The organism is Nostoc sp. 106C (assembly GCF_002154725.1).
GTDB lineage: Bacteria > Cyanobacteriota > Cyanobacteriia > Cyanobacteriales > Nostocaceae > Aulosira.
Genome location: NZ_MTAW01000133.1, coordinates 1 through 17,225, shown reverse-complemented (window position 1 = coordinate 17,225; position 17,225 = coordinate 1). Strand labels below are relative to the sequence as shown.

At 42.2% G+C, this 17,225-nt stretch carries 16 protein-coding genes; 6 read left to right on the top strand and 10 right to left on the bottom strand.

The window, feature by feature from the left end:
• Nucleotide 1: 1 nt before the first annotated feature.
• Nucleotides 2–646 carry a DUF4178 domain-containing protein gene (locus BV375_RS20935; protein ID WP_086763862.1) on the bottom strand — a complete coding sequence of 215 codons (645 nt, stop codon included), beginning with the start codon at nt 644–646 and terminating at the stop codon, nt 2–4.
• A 460-nt stretch (nt 647–1,106) separates the two neighbouring features.
• On the opposite strand from BV375_RS20935, the gene BV375_RS20930 reads away from it, so the two are divergent.
• On the top strand, nt 1,107–1,958 hold the full coding sequence (locus BV375_RS20930) for an SGNH/GDSL hydrolase family protein (RefSeq protein ID WP_086763860.1): 852 nt from the start codon (nt 1,107–1,109) through the stop codon (nt 1,956–1,958).
• Nucleotides 1,959–2,035: 77 nt separating this feature from the next.
• Nucleotides 2,036–3,244, top strand: coding sequence for a 4-hydroxy-3-methylbut-2-enyl diphosphate reductase (locus BV375_RS20925; RefSeq protein ID WP_086763858.1), 1,209 nt, complete (start codon nt 2,036–2,038; stop codon nt 3,242–3,244).
• Nucleotides 3,245–3,495: 251 nt separating this feature from the next.
• On the opposite strand, the gene BV375_RS20920 is transcribed toward BV375_RS20925, so the two are convergent.
• The 3 genes from BV375_RS20920 to BV375_RS20910 all read right to left on the bottom strand — a co-directional run bounded on the left by BV375_RS20920 (nt 3,496) and on the right by BV375_RS20910 (nt 6,098).
• Nucleotides 3,496–3,888, bottom strand: coding sequence for a hypothetical protein (locus BV375_RS20920; RefSeq protein WP_086763856.1), 393 nt, complete (start codon nt 3,886–3,888; stop codon nt 3,496–3,498).
• Nucleotides 3,889–3,930: 42 nt separating this feature from the next.
• Nucleotides 3,931–4,749 (bottom strand): alpha/beta hydrolase, encoded by an 819-nt coding sequence (locus BV375_RS20915; protein ID WP_086763854.1) that lies wholly within the window; start codon nt 4,747–4,749, stop codon nt 3,931–3,933.
• A 167-nt stretch (nt 4,750–4,916) separates the two neighbouring features.
• A complete protein-coding gene (locus BV375_RS20910) occupies nt 4,917–6,098 on the bottom strand; it encodes an MFS transporter (protein WP_086763852.1) in 1,182 nt (393 codons plus the stop codon).
• A gap of 189 nt (nt 6,099–6,287) precedes the next feature.
• Between BV375_RS20910 and BV375_RS20905 the strand changes: the two genes are divergently transcribed.
• Nucleotides 6,288–6,911: a Uma2 family endonuclease gene (locus BV375_RS20905; RefSeq protein WP_086763876.1), complete on the top strand. Its 624-nt coding sequence runs from the start codon at nt 6,288–6,290 to the stop codon at nt 6,909–6,911.
• Between the two features lie 9 nt (nt 6,912–6,920).
• On the opposite strand, the gene BV375_RS20900 is transcribed toward BV375_RS20905, so the two are convergent.
• The 4 genes from BV375_RS20900 to BV375_RS20885 form a co-directional block, all read right to left on the bottom strand.
• Nucleotides 6,921–7,247, bottom strand: coding sequence for a hypothetical protein (locus tag BV375_RS20900; protein ID WP_086763850.1), 327 nt, complete (start codon nt 7,245–7,247; stop codon nt 6,921–6,923).
• 78 nt (nt 7,248–7,325) lie between these two features.
• On the bottom strand, nt 7,326–8,390 hold the full coding sequence (locus BV375_RS20895) for an aromatic ring-hydroxylating dioxygenase subunit alpha (RefSeq protein ID WP_086763848.1): 1,065 nt from the start codon (nt 8,388–8,390) through the stop codon (nt 7,326–7,328).
• A 466-nt stretch (nt 8,391–8,856) separates the two neighbouring features.
• Nucleotides 8,857–10,302, bottom strand: coding sequence for an MlaD family protein (locus BV375_RS20890; RefSeq protein ID WP_086763846.1), 1,446 nt, complete (start codon nt 10,300–10,302; stop codon nt 8,857–8,859).
• A 17-nt stretch (nt 10,303–10,319) separates the two neighbouring features.
• Nucleotides 10,320–11,105, bottom strand: coding sequence for an ABC transporter ATP-binding protein (locus BV375_RS20885; RefSeq protein WP_086763844.1), 786 nt, complete (start codon nt 11,103–11,105; stop codon nt 10,320–10,322).
• A 126-nt stretch (nt 11,106–11,231) separates the two neighbouring features.
• On the opposite strand from BV375_RS20885, the gene BV375_RS20880 reads away from it, so the two are divergent.
• Nucleotides 11,232–12,743: an NAD(P)/FAD-dependent oxidoreductase gene (locus BV375_RS20880; protein WP_086763842.1), complete on the top strand. Its 1,512-nt coding sequence runs from the start codon at nt 11,232–11,234 to the stop codon at nt 12,741–12,743.
• A gap of 120 nt (nt 12,744–12,863) precedes the next feature.
• Here the strand turns inward: BV375_RS20880 and BV375_RS20875 are convergent, their stop codons facing one another.
• Complete coding sequence (locus BV375_RS20875) at nt 12,864–13,814, bottom strand: RpoD/SigA family RNA polymerase sigma factor (RefSeq protein WP_086763841.1); 951 nt, start codon at nt 13,812–13,814, stop codon at nt 12,864–12,866.
• A 157-nt stretch (nt 13,815–13,971) separates the two neighbouring features.
• Nucleotides 13,972–14,211: a hypothetical protein gene (locus BV375_RS37710; RefSeq protein ID WP_086763839.1), complete on the bottom strand. Its 240-nt coding sequence runs from the start codon at nt 14,209–14,211 to the stop codon at nt 13,972–13,974.
• A 144-nt stretch (nt 14,212–14,355) separates the two neighbouring features.
• Between BV375_RS37710 and BV375_RS37035 the strand changes: the two genes are divergently transcribed.
• Both BV375_RS37035 and BV375_RS20865 read left to right on the top strand, forming a co-directional pair.
• Nucleotides 14,356–14,523 (top strand): hypothetical protein, encoded by a 168-nt coding sequence (locus BV375_RS37035; RefSeq protein ID WP_166507489.1) that lies wholly within the window; start codon nt 14,356–14,358, stop codon nt 14,521–14,523.
• A gap of 577 nt (nt 14,524–15,100) precedes the next feature.
• A complete protein-coding gene (locus BV375_RS20865; protein ID WP_208099158.1) occupies nt 15,101–16,495 on the top strand; it encodes an alkaline phosphatase PhoX in 1,395 nt (464 codons plus the stop codon).
• Nucleotides 16,496–17,225 lie beyond the last annotated feature (730 nt).

Here is a 17,225-nt window from a genome sequence, read left to right as displayed (position 1 = left end):
TTTATCCAAATATCATCATTGAAATTCCCACAAGTAATAGCAATCCTGCTACCACAATCTGCAAAAAACGAGATAGATTACTCATCCAGTTTTTTTGATTTATTTCTTCGGATTTCTGAATATGGGAAAATTCATTAGGACGTACTACCTTGCTAGTGTAAATCTCTAACTGACGCTCGGAAAAAGCCTCAATCGCTAAATTCATTTGATGCTCTTGATCCCAATAATCCCAAGTAATGCGAGATTGCTTTTCTCCATCTGTGTGATATTTACCTTCGGTTCGAGACTCGAAGTAATAATGCTTGTAAAAAAGTAGTAATTCAGGATATGGTTCTGCTTGGGATTGCATATTTTGCCATAGCCTGGGTACTATATTTTCTTGAGAATCTCGGAGGAGTAGGCGAGGATTTTCTAATGAGTTGGCAAGATACCAAGTTACAGAGACTGGTTTGTTATTAGGATCAAATTCTCTTAGTAAATAGTATTCAGACCCACTTTTGGAACTTAGCAACCACTCATCAGTTAAATACCCTTGGGGGTCTTGATATGTGCTGTAGTCTTCTATATGCCAATCGACACCATGATATCTAACGCGATCGCCTGGACGCAACTCCTGAAGTTGGGTTTGAGTAACAATAGCCACCATACAAGTTTAAATATAAGCAAATTTACGCTATTGAAAGCAGAAAGTAGGGTGAAAACCACTTCTGATTAAATCATTTTTACACTATTGCATCACTACAAAGCTTTGAGGGCAGAGTATTTACATAGTTTTTCTTTTGTACATATTTCATCATCTCGATCGCTAACTCAGTAATCAGTTCTCCCCACCCTCTCCCACACTCCCCACACTTCCTTGTCCCCCTTCTCCCCCTGCTTTTTGATGTTTCATACCCCTAGGGTCAGGTAGCAAGTTTTCGGATACTGTTACAATCAAGTCTCAAAATTTTCTCTAGATGTACGCAGTTTAATTTCTCTGAGTTATGATACCAAGCACTACAGCGAAATCACTGCTGTGAGCAACCTGAGTACCATTAAATTCCCCGTACTTCAATCGGGGGGTGAAGCTCAAATTTGATTCCAATTATTGGTAAATTTTACTAGTCGTGTCCATTTCTGCAAAAACCTTTCCTATCTGGGGATTTTTCTCGCTAGTAACCAACGGTCTGCTGATGTTGGCGATTATCCTGCTAATTTGGCAGCAGCAGAGATTAAGCAATATTGTTGTCCCACCTACTGCGGATACAGCCAGTGAACCCGAGGTTACTAAACCGGAGTTAGGCCCCCGTCACCAACTCAATTACCAACAGTGGGTAGAGATTCTTAAGTCAGAAGCTAAGGTAGCTGCACAGAAACCTCCTCAGCATCTGAGCATACTAGCTGGAGATTCTTTGAGTCTATGGTTTCCCTCAGAATTATTACCTGAGAACAGATATTGGCTCAATCAGGCAATTTCTGGTGAAACTAGCGAAGGACTGTTAAAAAGATTAAATTTATTTGACCGCACCCAGCCACAGGTGATTTTTGTGATGATTGGGATTAATGATTTAATTCGGGGTGTAAGCGATGAGATAATTTTAGAGAATCAACGGCAAATCATCCGTTACTTACGAAGGGCGCATCCTACAGCACAAATATTTGTCCAGTCAATTTTGCCGCATGGGGGAGAAGAATCAACTTGGGAAGGACGAGAACGTCTGCTAGCCATTGCGAATAATCGCATTCAGCAGCTGAATCAGCAACTGCAAACCATCGCCACCATACAAGGCGTCAAATATCTCGACTTATATCCCCTGTTTGCCAACCAGGAAGGTAATCTCCGCCGTGAATTTACTACCGATGGCTTACACTTAAGTCCCGAAGGCTATATGGTTTGGCGGACTGCATTGCAGATTTATAGCCATCAGGAATTAGAACCCCAACCACAGCAAAACAACAAGGACAAACTCAAAATATGAGATATTGACACTTTCACAAGCTCATTAGCGTCTTGACGCGAGAAAATGAGAAATGGTGAACTAACTAAAACAATTCAATGGATACAAAAGCTTTTAAGCGTAGCCTGCAACATTCAGAAAACTATAATCGCAAAGGCTTTGGTCATCAAGCAGAAGTGGCTACCCAGTTACAGTCTGAATACCAAAGTAGCTTAATCCAACAAATTCGCGATCGCAACTACACCCTCGAACAAGGTGAGGTCACAATTCTGTTAGCGCAAGCCTTTGGCTTCTGCTGGGGTGTAGAACGTGCAGTAGCAATGGCCTATGAAACCCGACAGCACTTCCCAAGCGATCGCATTTGGATTACAAATGAGATTATTCACAACCCTTCTGTGAATCAGCGTATGCAGGAGATGGAAGTCAAGTTTATTCCTGTGAACGCCGGGAAAAAAGACTTTTCTGTAGTTGAAAATGAAGATGTAGTCATCTTACCTGCTTTTGGAGCCAGCGTTCAGGAAATGCAGATTCTCCATGATAAAGGCTGCAAAATTGTCGATACAACTTGTCCTTGGGTATCAAAAGTTTGGAATACAGTTGAGAAGCACAAAAAAGTCGATTACACCTCAATTATCCACGGTAAATACAAGCACGAAGAAACTGTTGCCACTAGTTCTTTTGCTGGTAAATATCTGATTGTGCTAAATATGCGGGAAGCAGAATATGTTAGCAACTATATTCTTAATGGTGGCGATCGCGAGGAATTCTTGCAGAAATTTGCTAAAGCTTGTTCAGCCGGATTTGATCCCGATAAGGACTTAGAAAGGGTGGGAATTGCTAATCAAACAACAATGCTCAAAGGTGAAACTGAGCAGATTGGCAAGCTGTTTGAGCGCACAATGATGCGGAAGTATGGGACTACTGAAATAAATCAGCATTTTCAAAGCTTCAACACTATCTGTGACGCCACCCAAGAACGCCAAGATGCAATGTTGGACTTAGTGCAACAAAACCTAGATTTGATGATAGTAATTGGTGGGTTTAATTCATCAAATACTACGCAATTACAACAGATTGCTTTTGAGCGGGGAATTCCTTCTTATCATATTGATTGCGTTGAGCGGATCAAATCAGAAAAATTCATTGAACATCGACAGTTAACTGGGGATATAGTCATCCAAGATAACTGGTTACCTGAAGGCAAAATAGTTGTAGGAATTACTTCTGGTGCTTCCACACCCGATAAGGTAGTAGAAGATGTCATCGAAAGGATTTTCGCTTTGAAAGCAACAGCTTTAGTGATTTAGTGTTGCTATGCAAACCCTTTGCAAACAATGTTTTATAAGTCTAATTTCGTAATTTATTAGGCGATTAGAAATTGCGGTTTATCCTTACACACAACTAAAACCCGCCCCTGCGGGTTTGTAACTTTCAATTATTGCTGAATTTGAGCAGAGATATAGTGTTTTGTAACTGATTATCAGGGAATAAAAAATAAATTACCTAATATTCGTAAAGTGGGCATTGCTCACCCTACTATATAAATTTCTGTTCCCTTTTAAAATTTAGAAACAGTTACCTTAATACCAGAATCAAGACGCGGCACTTTTAAATACTCAATTGGTTCAGCAAGTTGAGCAGTTTGTTGATGTGTTGGCTGTTGACATTGCTGAAATAAAATATTTGGGTTTTTAAGAATCTCAAACGGGTTAAGATTTTTGCATCCTCTCTCCTGCTCTAGCGCAATTGAATTGGTAGTTGTTTTAAAAGTATTATTTCGGTTGATGCTGTAACTCCATTTACTAGTTAGCGTGACTGGTTTAGTAACTAAAACCGCAGCCTGATTGCCTTGGCTTGTTGCAGTCGGAGAATTCTTTTGGTTAGCATAAGCACTCTGGGAGATAGTAAGTGCACCAATGATAACGGCTAAGGCTAGAGGAGCAGATTTCATAAATATTAAGTTGAGATGCTAATGTATGCTTCTGTTGTGTTGCTACATCAAAGACATCCCATTTTTCGGAAGACAGCAGAGAAACTTAAGTATTGCTGAGGCGACATTCTCTGGTGATTCAATTAAGAAGCCATGACCACCACTGTCAAGAACAACAAGTTCAGCGTTGGGAATACCTTGGGCTAGTTGCTTAGAAAACTTTATTGGCGTGAGAATATCCTGTTTACCTACCATAACTAGAGTAGGACAGTGGATATCTTTAAGGCGTTGTGTAGTATCACCGCCAAGGATAGCGCGGCTTTGATGATAGAGTCCATGAGGAGTTGGCGCAAATGGGTAATTAATCGCCAAATTCACAATCATCTCGATCATCTCAGGAATAGAGTAAAACGCATCAGTAAATATCCAGGGCAATATAACTTGTTGATAAAGTTTTAGGTCGAGATTGGCGGGGAGTTCACCCCAAGTGGCGATAATACTATTGAATCGAGCATCTCCCTTGGCTAAGGATGAGAGTAGTATCAAACTTTTTACCTTTTCTGGGTGTGCTAATGCTAGTTCTTGAGCAATTTGACCACCCATTGAATGCCCTGCTAAATGTACCTTTTCTATGCCGATGCGCTCAAGCAGTGCGGCTGTATCAGTTGCCATCTGCTGAATACTGTAAGGATTATCAGGAGCAGAAGTTCGCCCAAAGCCGCGGTTATCCAAGCGAATTACCTGATACTGCTTCACGAGTGAAGGCATCAGCAATGACCAGTAGGTATGATCGCAAAAAAAACCTGCAATTAATAATAAAGGCTCACCTGCTCCCTTAATGTCATAGAACAAATCGATTCCGTTAACGTGAACTCTGGGCATAGTTTAAGTAGAGGGCAAAAGGCAGAAGGCAGAAGGTAAGTTTAAAAGATAGTGAGACTTTATTCACGAGTGTTTGATACTCATTAATGAGGTGTTAAGGCTTATTCACGAGTGTTTAATACTCATTAATTAACAGAAGAATTCTAGCCAAAGTACCCAATCACAGTTTACCCGAATTTAATATGCTGCTTCTGCTTGCCTAGCCAAAGGGAAAGCAAAGCGATCGCAATTCCGGTGACAATAAAACAAGGAAGATAGCCGTAATGATCCACAATTCTGCCAAACGCCGCCGCACCAATTCCCTGTCCAATAAATAAGCTAAACGCAAATAACGAAACCGCAGTACCCCGCGCTTCGGGTGCAAGTTCTGTAGCTCGAGTTTGGAGTGTGCTGTGCATCATGTAAAAGCCTAATCCCATGAGGATATTGAAGGGAATAAACAGCACCCAGTTCTGCAATAATGCGATCGCTAAGAAAGAAATACACATAAACACCCCACCAACCCCCATCAAGCCACTTTCTCCCAATCTCCGCACCAACCACTTGACAGAACGACTGTAAATCAATCCACCTAAGCCAAAACCACTGAGCATAAACCCGATTGCTACATAAGGTAAGTTATATCTGTCTCTCAGGAATGCACCAATATAAGCAAATCCCCCAAACAAGCAAAAGCCTTCAATAAATACCCCGATAATTACAGTCCGGGCGACTGGTTGCTTCATAAGTTGGAAATAAGGCCGGAATGTTGCCCAACCGACTGGCCCTAGAGAATGCTGTTCATTGTTGATTTTGCTCATCTCCCGCCACAATTCTAGGGAGATAGCCAGGGAGACAACCCCAAATACAAGAAAGATACCTCGCCAGCTAATATATTCTCCAAAGATACCTCCCAAACTACCACCAAGAATTTGCCCTAATACCAACGCACTCAAATAACGCCCGATGGCAGCTTGGCGTTGTTCGTAAGGAAAGTTATCACCCATATAAGCTAAGGTAACGGGGATGATCCCAGCCGCCGCCATCCCAGTGAGAAACCGCAGTAAGGTAAGGAGGATGATATTTGGCACAAAAGCACAAGCCGCAGTCCCCACAGCAAAGGCTGCTAGCGCGGCTGTAATTACTTTGAGTTTGCCAATGCGATCGCCCAATGGGCCGTAGACTAATTGAAATAGCCCATAGGGAATTGTGTAGGCACTGACAATAATTGCTGCACTACCGACACCCACCTTAAACTCATCAGCGATGATGTGCAAAAGTGGATCAATTACCCGCACATCAGCAATTACCATAAAGGCAGCTGCACCCAACAGACCTAATGAGACAGGCGTTTTACCTGCTTTGTTCATAAATTGAGAACACCCAGCTATTTTGTATCGACTGCTGGGAATATATCAACAAAAAGTGTCTTTTACGTCAGTCAATCATGGGAAAAACCCACAACCAAGCATAAAAATCCATGCCCCATGCCCAATGCCCATTTTCAGTACATCTTGATAGCATTGAGTGAAGTACCCGTCAGCAATGGAGCGAGGGCGATGTACGCAACCGTCACACAACCACTGAGTTTTGAAGAGTTTCTTGCCTGGGATGATGGTTCAGGCAGAGAGTTTGAGCTATTGGATGGGATTCCTGTGCCATTATCAGAACCAAATGCAAATCATGAGGATTTGATCCAGAGGCTGTGTGCCTACCTCGAAAACCACTGCCAAAAAAATGACCTACCTTACGTGTCGCGACAGTCCAAGCAGGTGCGGCTTAAGACAGCACCACAAGAAAAGGAAAAAAGCCGCAAAGCCGATATTGTCATATTTGCTAAGGAAGAATGGCAGCGGATGAAAACTATTTCTAGTTCTGCTGCTGCATATATTTCACCACCCGGAATTATTGAGGTCGTTAGCAACAACTGGAAGGACGACTATTTAACAAAACTGGCTGAATATGAGGACTTGGGGGTTTTAGAGTACATCATTGTGGACTATGCTGCTTTTGGTGGCATTCGCTTCATTGGCTCACCCAAGCAACCGACCATTACAATTTACCAACTTGAAGAGGGAGAGTATTTACCTCCAAAGGTGTTTCGAGGAGAGGATCGAATTGATTCTAGATTGTTTGCGAACATTCCTCTAACCGCTGAACAGATTTTTTCAATGAGTCGCTGATTAGCTTGCCTACGCACCGCCAAATGCAGCCATCAGATTAATTTTGCAGGCTGATGCAATCAAATTGCATACCGATGCATTGGCATCACAGACCGATGCAATCACATAACGAGCCGATGCATTGGCATAACAAGCCAATGCAATAACATAACAAGCCGATATATTGGCATCACAGACCGATGCAATCACATAACAAGCCGATGCATTGGCATAACAAGCCAATGCAATAACATAACGAGCCGATGCATTGGCATCACAGACCGATGCGATCGCATAACGAGCCGATGTATTGGCATCACAGACCGATGCGATCGCATTGTCACTCGATAAAATCAACGTTAATCCTTTGTTCCTCTGCTTTCTGCTCTCTGCTCGCCTATAGTCTTAATGATAAGTTTTTCACCAAACACGATATCAAGCCCGCCAATGAAGTAGCTGACTCTTGACAGGATTTACAAACGAACGGTCTTCAGCTATTGAACGAGCATATTCTCGCTTTAACTGGTAATACCATTGCGCCTGCATATCTGAATCCTTAATCAGCCGCAGCACTGGATCGTACTTTAAACCAATCTGCTGCTTTTCAACTACTGTGCGGTCTTGTCCTAGAAAAGCCCGTGTTAATAGACGGATTAATGGCTTGGCGAATCCTGCCCAAGGTACTGTCCAATAAAAGGCAAAATTAACTTCGCTTTCTGTTTCTGAAATTGGTGTAATTGCTGTCAGGTTGGTAACTTGGTGCTTGGCGGTTGTTGTGGTTTCTACCCTTACTCCTGGTATTTGAAAAGTAATCTCTGTTTCAGGAATTCCGCCGCCGATGAAGCGATAAGCTTTACCTGTATTGGCTGGTAATTGGTGTTTACGCATAGTAAACCCATAAGGTGAAGGGTCAAATTGCTTGATTTCGTCGTGGAGTTGTCCAGAACGCCACCACCATACCCGATGAACATAAGGTGAATGGGCGGGGTCCATTAAACCTAGGACTGCATGATCGATAAAACAGGGAAACCGCATCACTTCTACTAACTGCGGTGAGCGATCGCCAAAGCCAGGAATCTCTGGAATTTCTGGAATTTCCCTTGCTGAGGCAGAAGATTTAGATTTACCCAGTTCTGGCATAAATATCCAGATATTACCTTGGGTTTCCCGAATTTCGTAGGATTCTACATTGTAGCGATTTAAATCTACATCTTGCCCTTCTACTAAAGAGGGAATCGCGGTGCAACGTCCTGCATGGTTAAAACGCCAACCGTGGTAACAGCATTCTACTTCTTGCCCATCAAATCGACCACAACTTAAAGGCACAGCACGATGAGGACAAATATCCTTTAAGGCAAATACTTTGCCCTCTTGGCTGCGACACAGCAGTACTGGTTCTCCCAAAAAAGTACGGGCGACCATCTTACCAGGTTTGAGGCGATCGCTCGGCAAGGCATAATACCAAACATTACGCAAGAAAAAGTTGTGATTATCCTTCATAGATAACTGGACAGTTTGTTGTTAGATTGCAAAAACTTCTTGATAATTAAAGTATTGATTAAAGTGATGGATGTTCCGGATGCTTTTAGCAATCCCATAAAAAACCAGGTTAAAAAAGTTTAGTGGCAGTAATTTAGTGAGTTTCCAGAAATAATGTTATGAGTAAAAATACTATCATTATCTGGAATTGCAGGCGATTTCTAACGGCAAGCCGTTTCTCTTCTCCCAAGGGGAGACGCTACGCGTAGCTTGCTTCCCCGTAGGGGTACGAGAGGTTTCGCCAACGCATCTACGCAATTCAGTAAGCGAATTCAACGCCAACAGTGATGTTTTTAGTTTACGCACACACAGCATCGGCTTTCGGCGATCTGTTAGCGACGCTGGAGCGTCACTTTTCAAGACAGTCAATTAAAGGAAAATCCCACATTTCCTATTGCCCTTTCCTCTATAAGATGAGGAATAGTTCCTAATTTTGATTTTTCTGAGCATCAGCTTCTTTTACTATCACCTGCTCTATCTTCTGTTGCTCTCGTTGCTTGCTATACTGCCGCAGTTGCTGTAGTAGCTGTTCTGAAGATGGGTTAGAGGTAGATAAACTAAAAGTTGGTTCGGGGTCTTTATCTAAACTTTTCAAAGCAGTAGGCAAAGGATTAATAGTTACCGCCTGTTGCTTAATCGCTGGGGTGGGAAGCACCGCATCGGGTTTATTAATAGATGCTTTGAGCGAGTCTAGGGTAACTGCGACCTTTGCTTGCTGCTCCATTTGTTGAGTAGAAGACACCAAATTACTCAGACCATTCACCAATTGCCGAAGATTGCTGCGGAATTTGGGGTCGCCTGTCAATTCATCTAAATCAGAGGTAATTTTTTGTGTGTTTTCAAATGTGAGTCTGGCGGAATCTAAGGTTTGTTGCAGTAACACTGCATTTTTGGGATCGTTTAACGAGTTAGTTGCATTGCGTAAATTGGCTGATGCTTGTGCTGCATTCGCTGAAAGCGCTTCTAAATTGTTGATGATTTGTCCTTGGGTTAAGCGATTGACAGCGGGTGATAAGCTAGTAAATGTAGTACGTAATTGATTGCTGGTTTCGGTGAGATTGTTCAAAGCAGCAACTAATGACGAACGATTGGTTGTGACTAGATTATTCAGGTTAGTTAACAACTGACTTGCTTGAGTTGCTGTAAGACTAAATTGTCTTGCCGCCGAGCCAAGTTCATTTACAGTGCGACTAGAAGATGTAGTAAGTTGATTTGTCGCTCGTTGTACAGAAGTAGCTGTAGCAGAAAAAGTACCTAGTTGACCTTTGGCGCTTTTGGATAAACCTTGAAGATCCCGGCTAAGAGAAGTGAGACTAGTCGCTGCTGCTGTGGAGGTTTCTAGTAGCCTATTGACATTACGATAGAATTTTGGGTCATTGTATACAGTAGCTAACTCAGTTGTGCTGCGAATAAGTTGATCGAGACTGATCCCAATCTGACCTTGCAAATGAGAGCCATTACAAATAATTAGGTTGCGATCGCAATTTCTGTCTAGAGGTTTAGCGACGGCAACCCCGGAAGGTAAAGAAGCTTTTGGTGTAATCTCAATAATACTTTCGCTAATCAGTCCACTCTGATTGGCTTCTACTACTACATTACTAGGAATAATTAAATCAGGTTGGAAGATTTCAATTTCCACTTCGATGTTATTAGGCATTGGTCGAATCGCAGAAATATTGCCCACTTTCACGCCACGGTAGCGAACTGTTGCGCCTTTTTGCATCCCGCCAGCGTTAGCAAATTCCACAATAGCCTTGTATGAACTGCGACTAGCAGTTACTCTATTCAACCACACGACTATTAACCCAAAGACTCCTAATCCCATTAGAATTATTAGCCCTACAGAACCTTCTCTTACTGTTCGCGATCGCATAATTTTCCTCCATCCATCTAGCCGACGACCTGAATCGGTCCTTGCACACTGCCACTCATGAATTGTCTAATCAATGGATGGTCTGTGCTATCTATTTCACTAACTGTACCCTCCCACTGCACTCTACCTTGATACAAAAATATAACTCTGTCGGCAGTACGACGAATAGTGCTGTCTTGATGAGTCACAATAGCGTAAGTACTGCAAACTCCTTGTGCCCGTTGCAAATGGCGAATTAAATCTTCGATGACTGTTGAGGCAATGGGATCGAGTCCTGCTGTTGGTTCATCGTATAGTAAAAGTTCTGGTCCCTCATTAGTGCTTTCGGGGTTAGACATGATTGCACGAGCAAAACTGACTCGTTTGCGCATACCTCCAGAAAGTTCAGATGGGTACATCTCTCCGATTCCAGACAAACCTACCATCTCCAATTTTTCATTCACCATGTCTCGAATGCGCGATCGCGCTATTTTGGAATTCTGATACAGTAAAAACCCCACATTCTCTTCTACTGTTAACGAATCAAATAACGCCGCTTGCTGAAACACCATCCCAATCCCAAGAGTCTCAGCCGCATCCTCAATCAAACCGTTTCGCCGCACGCCTTGTATATAAATTTCTCCTTCATCGGGAAGCAACAATCCAGCAATTACCCGTAAAATTGTAGATTTACCAGTCCCAGAAGGTCCAATAATTCCTAGCGCTTCTCCCCGATAAATGGTCAAATCTATTTTATCTAAAACCTTATTGCTACCAAAGGACTTAGACACGCCTTTTAATTCAATTAATGGTTCATTAGTCATTGGTCATTAGTCATTGGTCATTGGTCATTGGTCATTGGTCATTGGTTTTAGACAAAGGACAACTGACAAACAACAAACGTAAATGATTTTAGACAAAGGACAAAGGACAAAGGACAAAGGACAAAAATGCAAGATAGTGATGTCATAGTAATTGGTAGCGGTATCGGCGGGTTGTGTGCTGCGGGATTACTTGCTTATTATGGCAAGCGAGTGATTGTGTGTGAAAGTCATGTAATTCCTGGGGGTGCGGCGCATAGTTTTAAACGACGGGGATTTGAATTTGATTCTGGCCCTTCTTTCTATTGTGGTCTGACTGATACCCAAAGCTTGAATCCGGTAAAACAAGTTCTGGATGTTCTTGGTGAATCCATTCAAGTTATACCCTATGATCCTTTAGGACACTACCATTTTCCTGAGGGAACTATTGCAGTGTACAGCGATGCCGAGCGATATCGGCATGAAGTGCAGAAAATTACGCCTCAAGGTGCTAGAGAACTCCAAGTCTTTGAAAAACGCTTGTTAGGGTTATATGAGGCAATGCGGGCTATTCCCACCCTAGCGCTGCGGGCAGATTGGCAGGTAATTTTAATATTACTTAAAAGTTATCTACCTTCTTTAATAAAAATGTTGCCCTACTTGCCGCTTTTGCAAAGTTCGGCTGGTGATGTGATGGATGCAACAATACAAAATCTTTGGGTTCGGCGACTGATAGATTTAGAATGCTTCTTACTCTCAGGTTTAAAAGCACACGGGACAATTGCCCCAGAGGTAGCTTTTATGTTGGGTGAACGTTCCCGTGCTGGAGTTGAGTATCCTGTAGGGGGGAGTGGAGCAATTGTTCAGGCTTTAGTCAATGGTTTAGAACGCTGGGGTGGACAGTTGCGTTTAGGATGTCACGTCGAGCAGATTTTGGTGGAATCAGGCAAAGTTGTGGGTGTTAAGTTACAACAAGGTGAAATTCTCCCAGCGCCAATTGTCATTTCCAATGCGAGTATCTGGGACACTTATAGTCATTTGTTACGTCCTGAAGATTTACCTGCAACTTACCGCCAAGCGGCTTTAGAGACACCAGCAGTTGAAAGTTTCATGCATTTACATTTAGGTATCCGCGCAGATGGCTTAGAGAGTTTAACCGGACATCATGTCGTAGTCCACGATTCTTGTCAGGATATCACCATACCAGGAAATACCTGCATGATCTCGATTCCCACTGTATGGGATGCAACACTTGCCCCAGAGAGACATCATGTTGTTCATGCTTATACCCTCGAATCCTACACGGGATGGGAAAGAAATGAGGGGTATGAACAAAAGAAACAGCAGAAAGCGCAATCTTTATATCGTGCCTTAGAACGGATTATCCCCGATATCCGAGAACGTGTAGTAGTTGAACTTATTGGTACACCCTTGACTCATGCTCATTATCTTTGCAGGTATCAAGGAACCTATGGCCCGGCAATTGCTGTAGGTAAGGGGATGTTTCCGAGTACACACACGCCTATACAAGGTTTATATCGCGTTGGTGATAGCACCATGCCAGGAATTGGTGTACCTGCGGTAGCGGCGTCTGGTATTTTGTGTGCGAATACTTTAGTAAAATTGCACCAGACAGAGGAGTTGTTAGAGAATTTCCGATAATTACTCTAGAAGCCTACAATTCAAAATTTCGTAAGTAATTCTAGTGATTCTGCCCGACGACATGGCAGACATCCTGCGCAATCAGCCCAGAAACATCTACTCGTAAAGCGATCGCTTGTTTCAAGAAGACAAATACTGCCCAATGTCTGGTCGTTGACGACGCAAAACATTGATTGCTTGCTGCTGGATCTGACGAACTCGCTCTCGACTGACATTTAACTTCTGCCCAATTTGAGCCAAACTTAGTTGTTGATCGTTCTCTAATCCAAAACGCAAAATCAATACTTCACGCTGCACGGGTTTGAGTAAAGCTAACAAATTGTTCATATCTTGACGTAACAGTTGTTGAGTTAGCTGTTCATTCGGCGAAATCCCTTCATCTGCTAAAAGTTCGTTAAGTTCTGTGTCCTGGTTGTCTCCCACCTTTAGATCTAGAGAAAATGGCTGTTTTGAAATACTAAGATATTCCCGTATTTGATTGGGTTGTAGATTCAAAGCTTCAGCAATTTCTGTAATCGTTGGCAGACGGCCAAGTGTTTGAAACAGTTCTCGCTGTACTTTCTTAATTTGATTGAGTTTTTCAGTGATATGTACAGGTAAGCGAACCGTGCGGGATTTTTCAGCAATTGCCCGTGTAATTGCCTGACTTATCCACCAGTAAGCGTAAGTTGATAACTTATAGCCGCGGTTGGGGTCAAACTTCTCCACACCTCGTTGTAAACCTATTGCTCCTTCTTGAATTAAATCCAAGAACTCCAGATTGCGGCGCTGATACTTTTTGGCAATCGAAACCACCAGCCGCAGGTTTGCTGTTACCATCTTTTGCTTTGCTCGTTTTCCTTGCTGAAGTATTTGAGTTACTTCAGTTTCAGTTCTGTCAACATCAGCAGCTAATTCACTCAAAGTAGGTTCGCGATTCAATTGTTGGCTAAGCGTATCTTTGTGTTGCTCAATGGTCATCATTTGCTGTACAAGCCTACCATAAGCAATTTCTTGGTCTGGCGTTAATAAGGGAAACTGACCAATTTCTTGCAAGTAAAGGCGAACCATGTCAGGGCTGGGGCTGGACATACAACTTTAACGTTTTTTGATAACCAGGGCGACTTAAAAGTATAAATCATCTAACTCAATAAATTTTCCTGATTTAACTGAGGGCTGGCTCGTTGTGTCGCACATCTCTATAGAGAAGTATTTCCCCGTTGCGCGATCGCCCACGAGTGTATCTCTGTCAAATCATTGGATATTCATCGGCATCAAGCGGAAAACTTGAACCACCAACTTTGACTTCGTTTTTTGTACAACTTCTTTGCTGTTCGGTTGTGTTGCTATATCTATTGAAACTCCAATAGAAAAACAGAGGTTGCCAAATTGTCAAAATCTGTAAGTTGTCTTGTGCCTCCCTCTGACAGATTAACAAACCAATACTGGAAGTTAACTTTACGGCTACAACTGACTGATTTCCTGACAAAATGGATCAATTTGGACAAATTTTTTGGCGCAGCAGTTCACCAAGCGAAACTCTGGGTTGTTACAACAGATAGTGATATGGTAGCCTTTGGGTTTATTTGTTGTTGTACAACCCAGTACAACTTCTACAAGTTCAATAATAATTATGACATCAACTCAACAGCTAGAAGCCCTCAAACTTCAAGCTCGACGCCAGCTAACTAATCAAGGGATGAAAGTCCTGAGCATGGCATTCATCCAAGATGTATTGCATATCCACTACAAAGATCAGCGCGGCGAAATACAACTTAAGTTGTTTGAACTGCCTATATAGTCAAAGTTTTCAACACAGGAGCTTGTTTAAATAACAAAGAACTCAACACTCACAATTGGAATCTAACTAGCAGATGCATAAACTAGTTTAAATCCCTCCCCAAACTCTCTGTGTTGCACTTAAAATAATTAGCCACGAGTCTGAATCTGCTATTGCTTCTAAATCCTGCATTCTGTTCGGAGGTGGAGCTTATCTGGCTCCGCTCCTGAATTCCTTTTTCAATGTTCTCCTAGCAACCGCTTCTTTAACAAAAAAGCTGATGGTGTGTCAGCGCCAAGCTCACTAGGCTGTATCCCTTCACTAGCTCACATCAGCCATGCTGTCGATAATCTTGAGGATGCGGTGGTTTGAGCGATCGCACTTCGTTGACTTTCACCACATCGCTTGCAAGTATGTAAGCGCCTGCTGTGGGCGATCGCATTCAAATTTTAGGAGTAGCAATAGCTTCATCTTTTTCACTATCAATAATTAGCCTTGGCACTTTAGCCTTAAAAATAACTCTTAACCATGCCTTATCTATTTATTAAAAAACAATTTTTATTTTTTAAATTACTGGTGTTTTTCAAAATCTATTCTAATGAGCTTATCAAGACGTCACTTCTTCAAGTTGGCTGGAGCAAGTGCAATTGGTGTGAGTATGGTTTCTCCTCTAGAAGCCTTGTATGCAAGAGCTGCCAATGGTCAAGTAGCTGGCGGAATTGGTTATGGTCCCTTAGAGCCAAAGCTACCTGAAAATGCAGATGAACTTGTTGGTGTTGTTCTTGATGGAATTAACTTAGGCACCCAACCCCTGTTGGAACTTCCCCCCGGTTTTAACTACACCGCAATATCCTATACAGGCCAAAAGATGGATGATGGGGCATTAGTGGGAGGTAATCATGATGGTATGGCTGCCTTTGCTGGCCCTAAGAACACCACAATTCTGGTGCGAAATCACGAGGTAAGTGCTAATGGTTCTAATCCGATAGTTGGGTTGCCACGATATGACCAAATTGGGGGAGGAACAACGACGATTATTGTTGGTCCTAACCGTCGAGTAAAACAGCATTCTGTTTCTCTAGCAGGGACTATTCGTAACTGCGCTGGTGGACCAACTCCTTGGGGTTCCTGGATTAGCTGTGAGGAGAACCTGACTCTTCCTGGAACTGGTGGAGCTACCAAAAAGCATGGCTATAACTTTGAGGTTCCTGCAACAGCAGACATTCAAGTGGCTGCTCCAATTCCCCTCGTGGCCATGGGTCGCTTTAACCATGAAGCCGTTGCAGTTGATCCCGACACTGGATACATCTATCAAACTGAAGACGATGGAGGTAGCTGCTTCTATCGCTTCCGTCCTAATGTCCGTCCTAATAAATATGGCGACCTTCAAGAGCGTGGTGGTGGAGTGTTGGAAGCGCTTGTTTTAGACATTCCTGGAAGGCCGTCTCCAGTTAATACTCGGACGAATTTTCTTCAATATAAAAACCAACCACTGTCAGTTAGATGGGTGCAGATAGATAATGTTGACCCCGATAACAATAACTTTGCTAGTTCCGTGCGTGGTCAGGGGCAAGCTAAGGGCGCAGCCATCTTCTCTAGAGGTGAAGGTTGTTGGTATGGCAATGGCTTGGTCTACTTTACCTGTACTAATGGTGGCAATATAGGGCAAGGGCAGGTTTTCGCTTATGACCCCAAAAAAAATACTCTCACCCTAGTTGTGGAGTCTACTGATATTGAGAAACTTAATTTCCCTGATAACATTACTGTGGCTCCGTTCGGTGATCTCTTCCTGTGTGAAGACGGTGAAGGTACTGAATACGTTCACGGCGTGAACAAGAATGGTGAACTGTACCGATTTGCAACAAATGCTATTAATGGCAGTGAATTTGCTGGCGCTTGCTTCTCACCTGATGGTCACACAATGTTTGTCAATATCCAAACTCCTGGAATTACCTGTGCCATTTGGGGTCCTTGGACTAGAAAACGAGCATAAAGTATTTGTAAGCAGTTAAGGACTAGCAAGATTTGCCAAGGGTTTGAGGCTTCTTTTCCATTGTCATAGCATCAAGTTTGTTGTTTTCGGTTGCTGCAAAAAATACGATCAGGTCAGTTGCCTTACCCTTGGCATATAGTTGTTGAAATGATAGAGACTGTTATACAGAAAGTTATCTAAGGCTAAAAGCTTTGCTAAACAAGCATTATGTCTATCAATAATTTCTGTTCTAAATAAATTTTTTAATACCAAGCTTGATGTCTTCAATAGTGTTTAGCTTATTTAGGAGATCAATTTAATAGAGTCACGCAATAGTTTGAGGATTCTAAATTTTAGAGGCTTCAATTAGTACTATTTTCTTCTAAGTGAAGTGGATATTGAAGCCATCTCATCAACTCCAAGAGCGTAACTTTCTGAAAGTCTAGTCGTTTTATCCCTTAAATAATAAAAACTTTAATTTGTCTTTAAAGATAAATTCGGTAGTTTTATCAATAGTTACTATAAATGTGGTCGCCACTTTAATATAATACTGAAAGACAAATCTAAAAATTAATAGAACGTTAACAAATGTCTAACCGAAGCATTAATAATAGATTTTTTTCAAAACAATCTTTTACTAAAGTGAAAACAATTTATAAATTAACAGAAAAAAATAAACTGTGGCATTTTATACTCATTGAAACAATACCAATGATGGTAGCGTGTGGAGTATTAGTGAGCGTGATCAGCC

Bases quoted from the DNA above. Each gene is read 5' to 3' on its own strand.
- BV375_RS20935 (WP_086763862.1), bottom strand. From the start codon at position 646: ATGGTGGCTATTGTTACTCAAACCCAACTTCAGGAGTTGCGTCCAGGC.
- BV375_RS20925 (WP_086763858.1), top strand. From the start codon at position 2,036: ATGGATACAAAAGCTTTTAAGCGTAGCCTGCAACATTCAGAAAACTAT.
- BV375_RS20920 (WP_086763856.1), bottom strand. From the start codon at position 3,888: ATGAAATCTGCTCCTCTAGCCTTAGCCGTTATCATTGGTGCACTTACT.
- BV375_RS20915 (WP_086763854.1), bottom strand. From the start codon at position 4,749: ATGCCCAGAGTTCACGTTAACGGAATCGATTTGTTCTATGACATTAAG.
- BV375_RS20910 (WP_086763852.1), bottom strand. From the start codon at position 6,098: ATGAACAAAGCAGGTAAAACGCCTGTCTCATTAGGTCTGTTGGGTGCA.
- BV375_RS20905 (WP_086763876.1), top strand. From the start codon at position 6,288: ATGTACGCAACCGTCACACAACCACTGAGTTTTGAAGAGTTTCTTGCC.
- BV375_RS20895 (WP_086763848.1), bottom strand. From the start codon at position 8,390: ATGAAGGATAATCACAACTTTTTCTTGCGTAATGTTTGGTATTATGCC.
- BV375_RS20890 (WP_086763846.1), bottom strand. From the start codon at position 10,302: ATGCGATCGCGAACAGTAAGAGAAGGTTCTGTAGGGCTAATAATTCTA.
- BV375_RS20885 (WP_086763844.1), bottom strand. From the start codon at position 11,105: ATGACTAATGAACCATTAATTGAATTAAAAGGCGTGTCTAAGTCCTTT.
- BV375_RS20880 (WP_086763842.1), top strand. From the start codon at position 11,232: ATGCAAGATAGTGATGTCATAGTAATTGGTAGCGGTATCGGCGGGTTG.
- BV375_RS20875 (WP_086763841.1), bottom strand. From the start codon at position 13,814: ATGTCCAGCCCCAGCCCTGACATGGTTCGCCTTTACTTGCAAGAAATT.
- BV375_RS37035 (WP_166507489.1), top strand. From the start codon at position 14,356: ATGACATCAACTCAACAGCTAGAAGCCCTCAAACTTCAAGCTCGACGC.
- BV375_RS20865 (WP_208099158.1), top strand. From the start codon at position 15,101: ATGAGCTTATCAAGACGTCACTTCTTCAAGTTGGCTGGAGCAAGTGCA.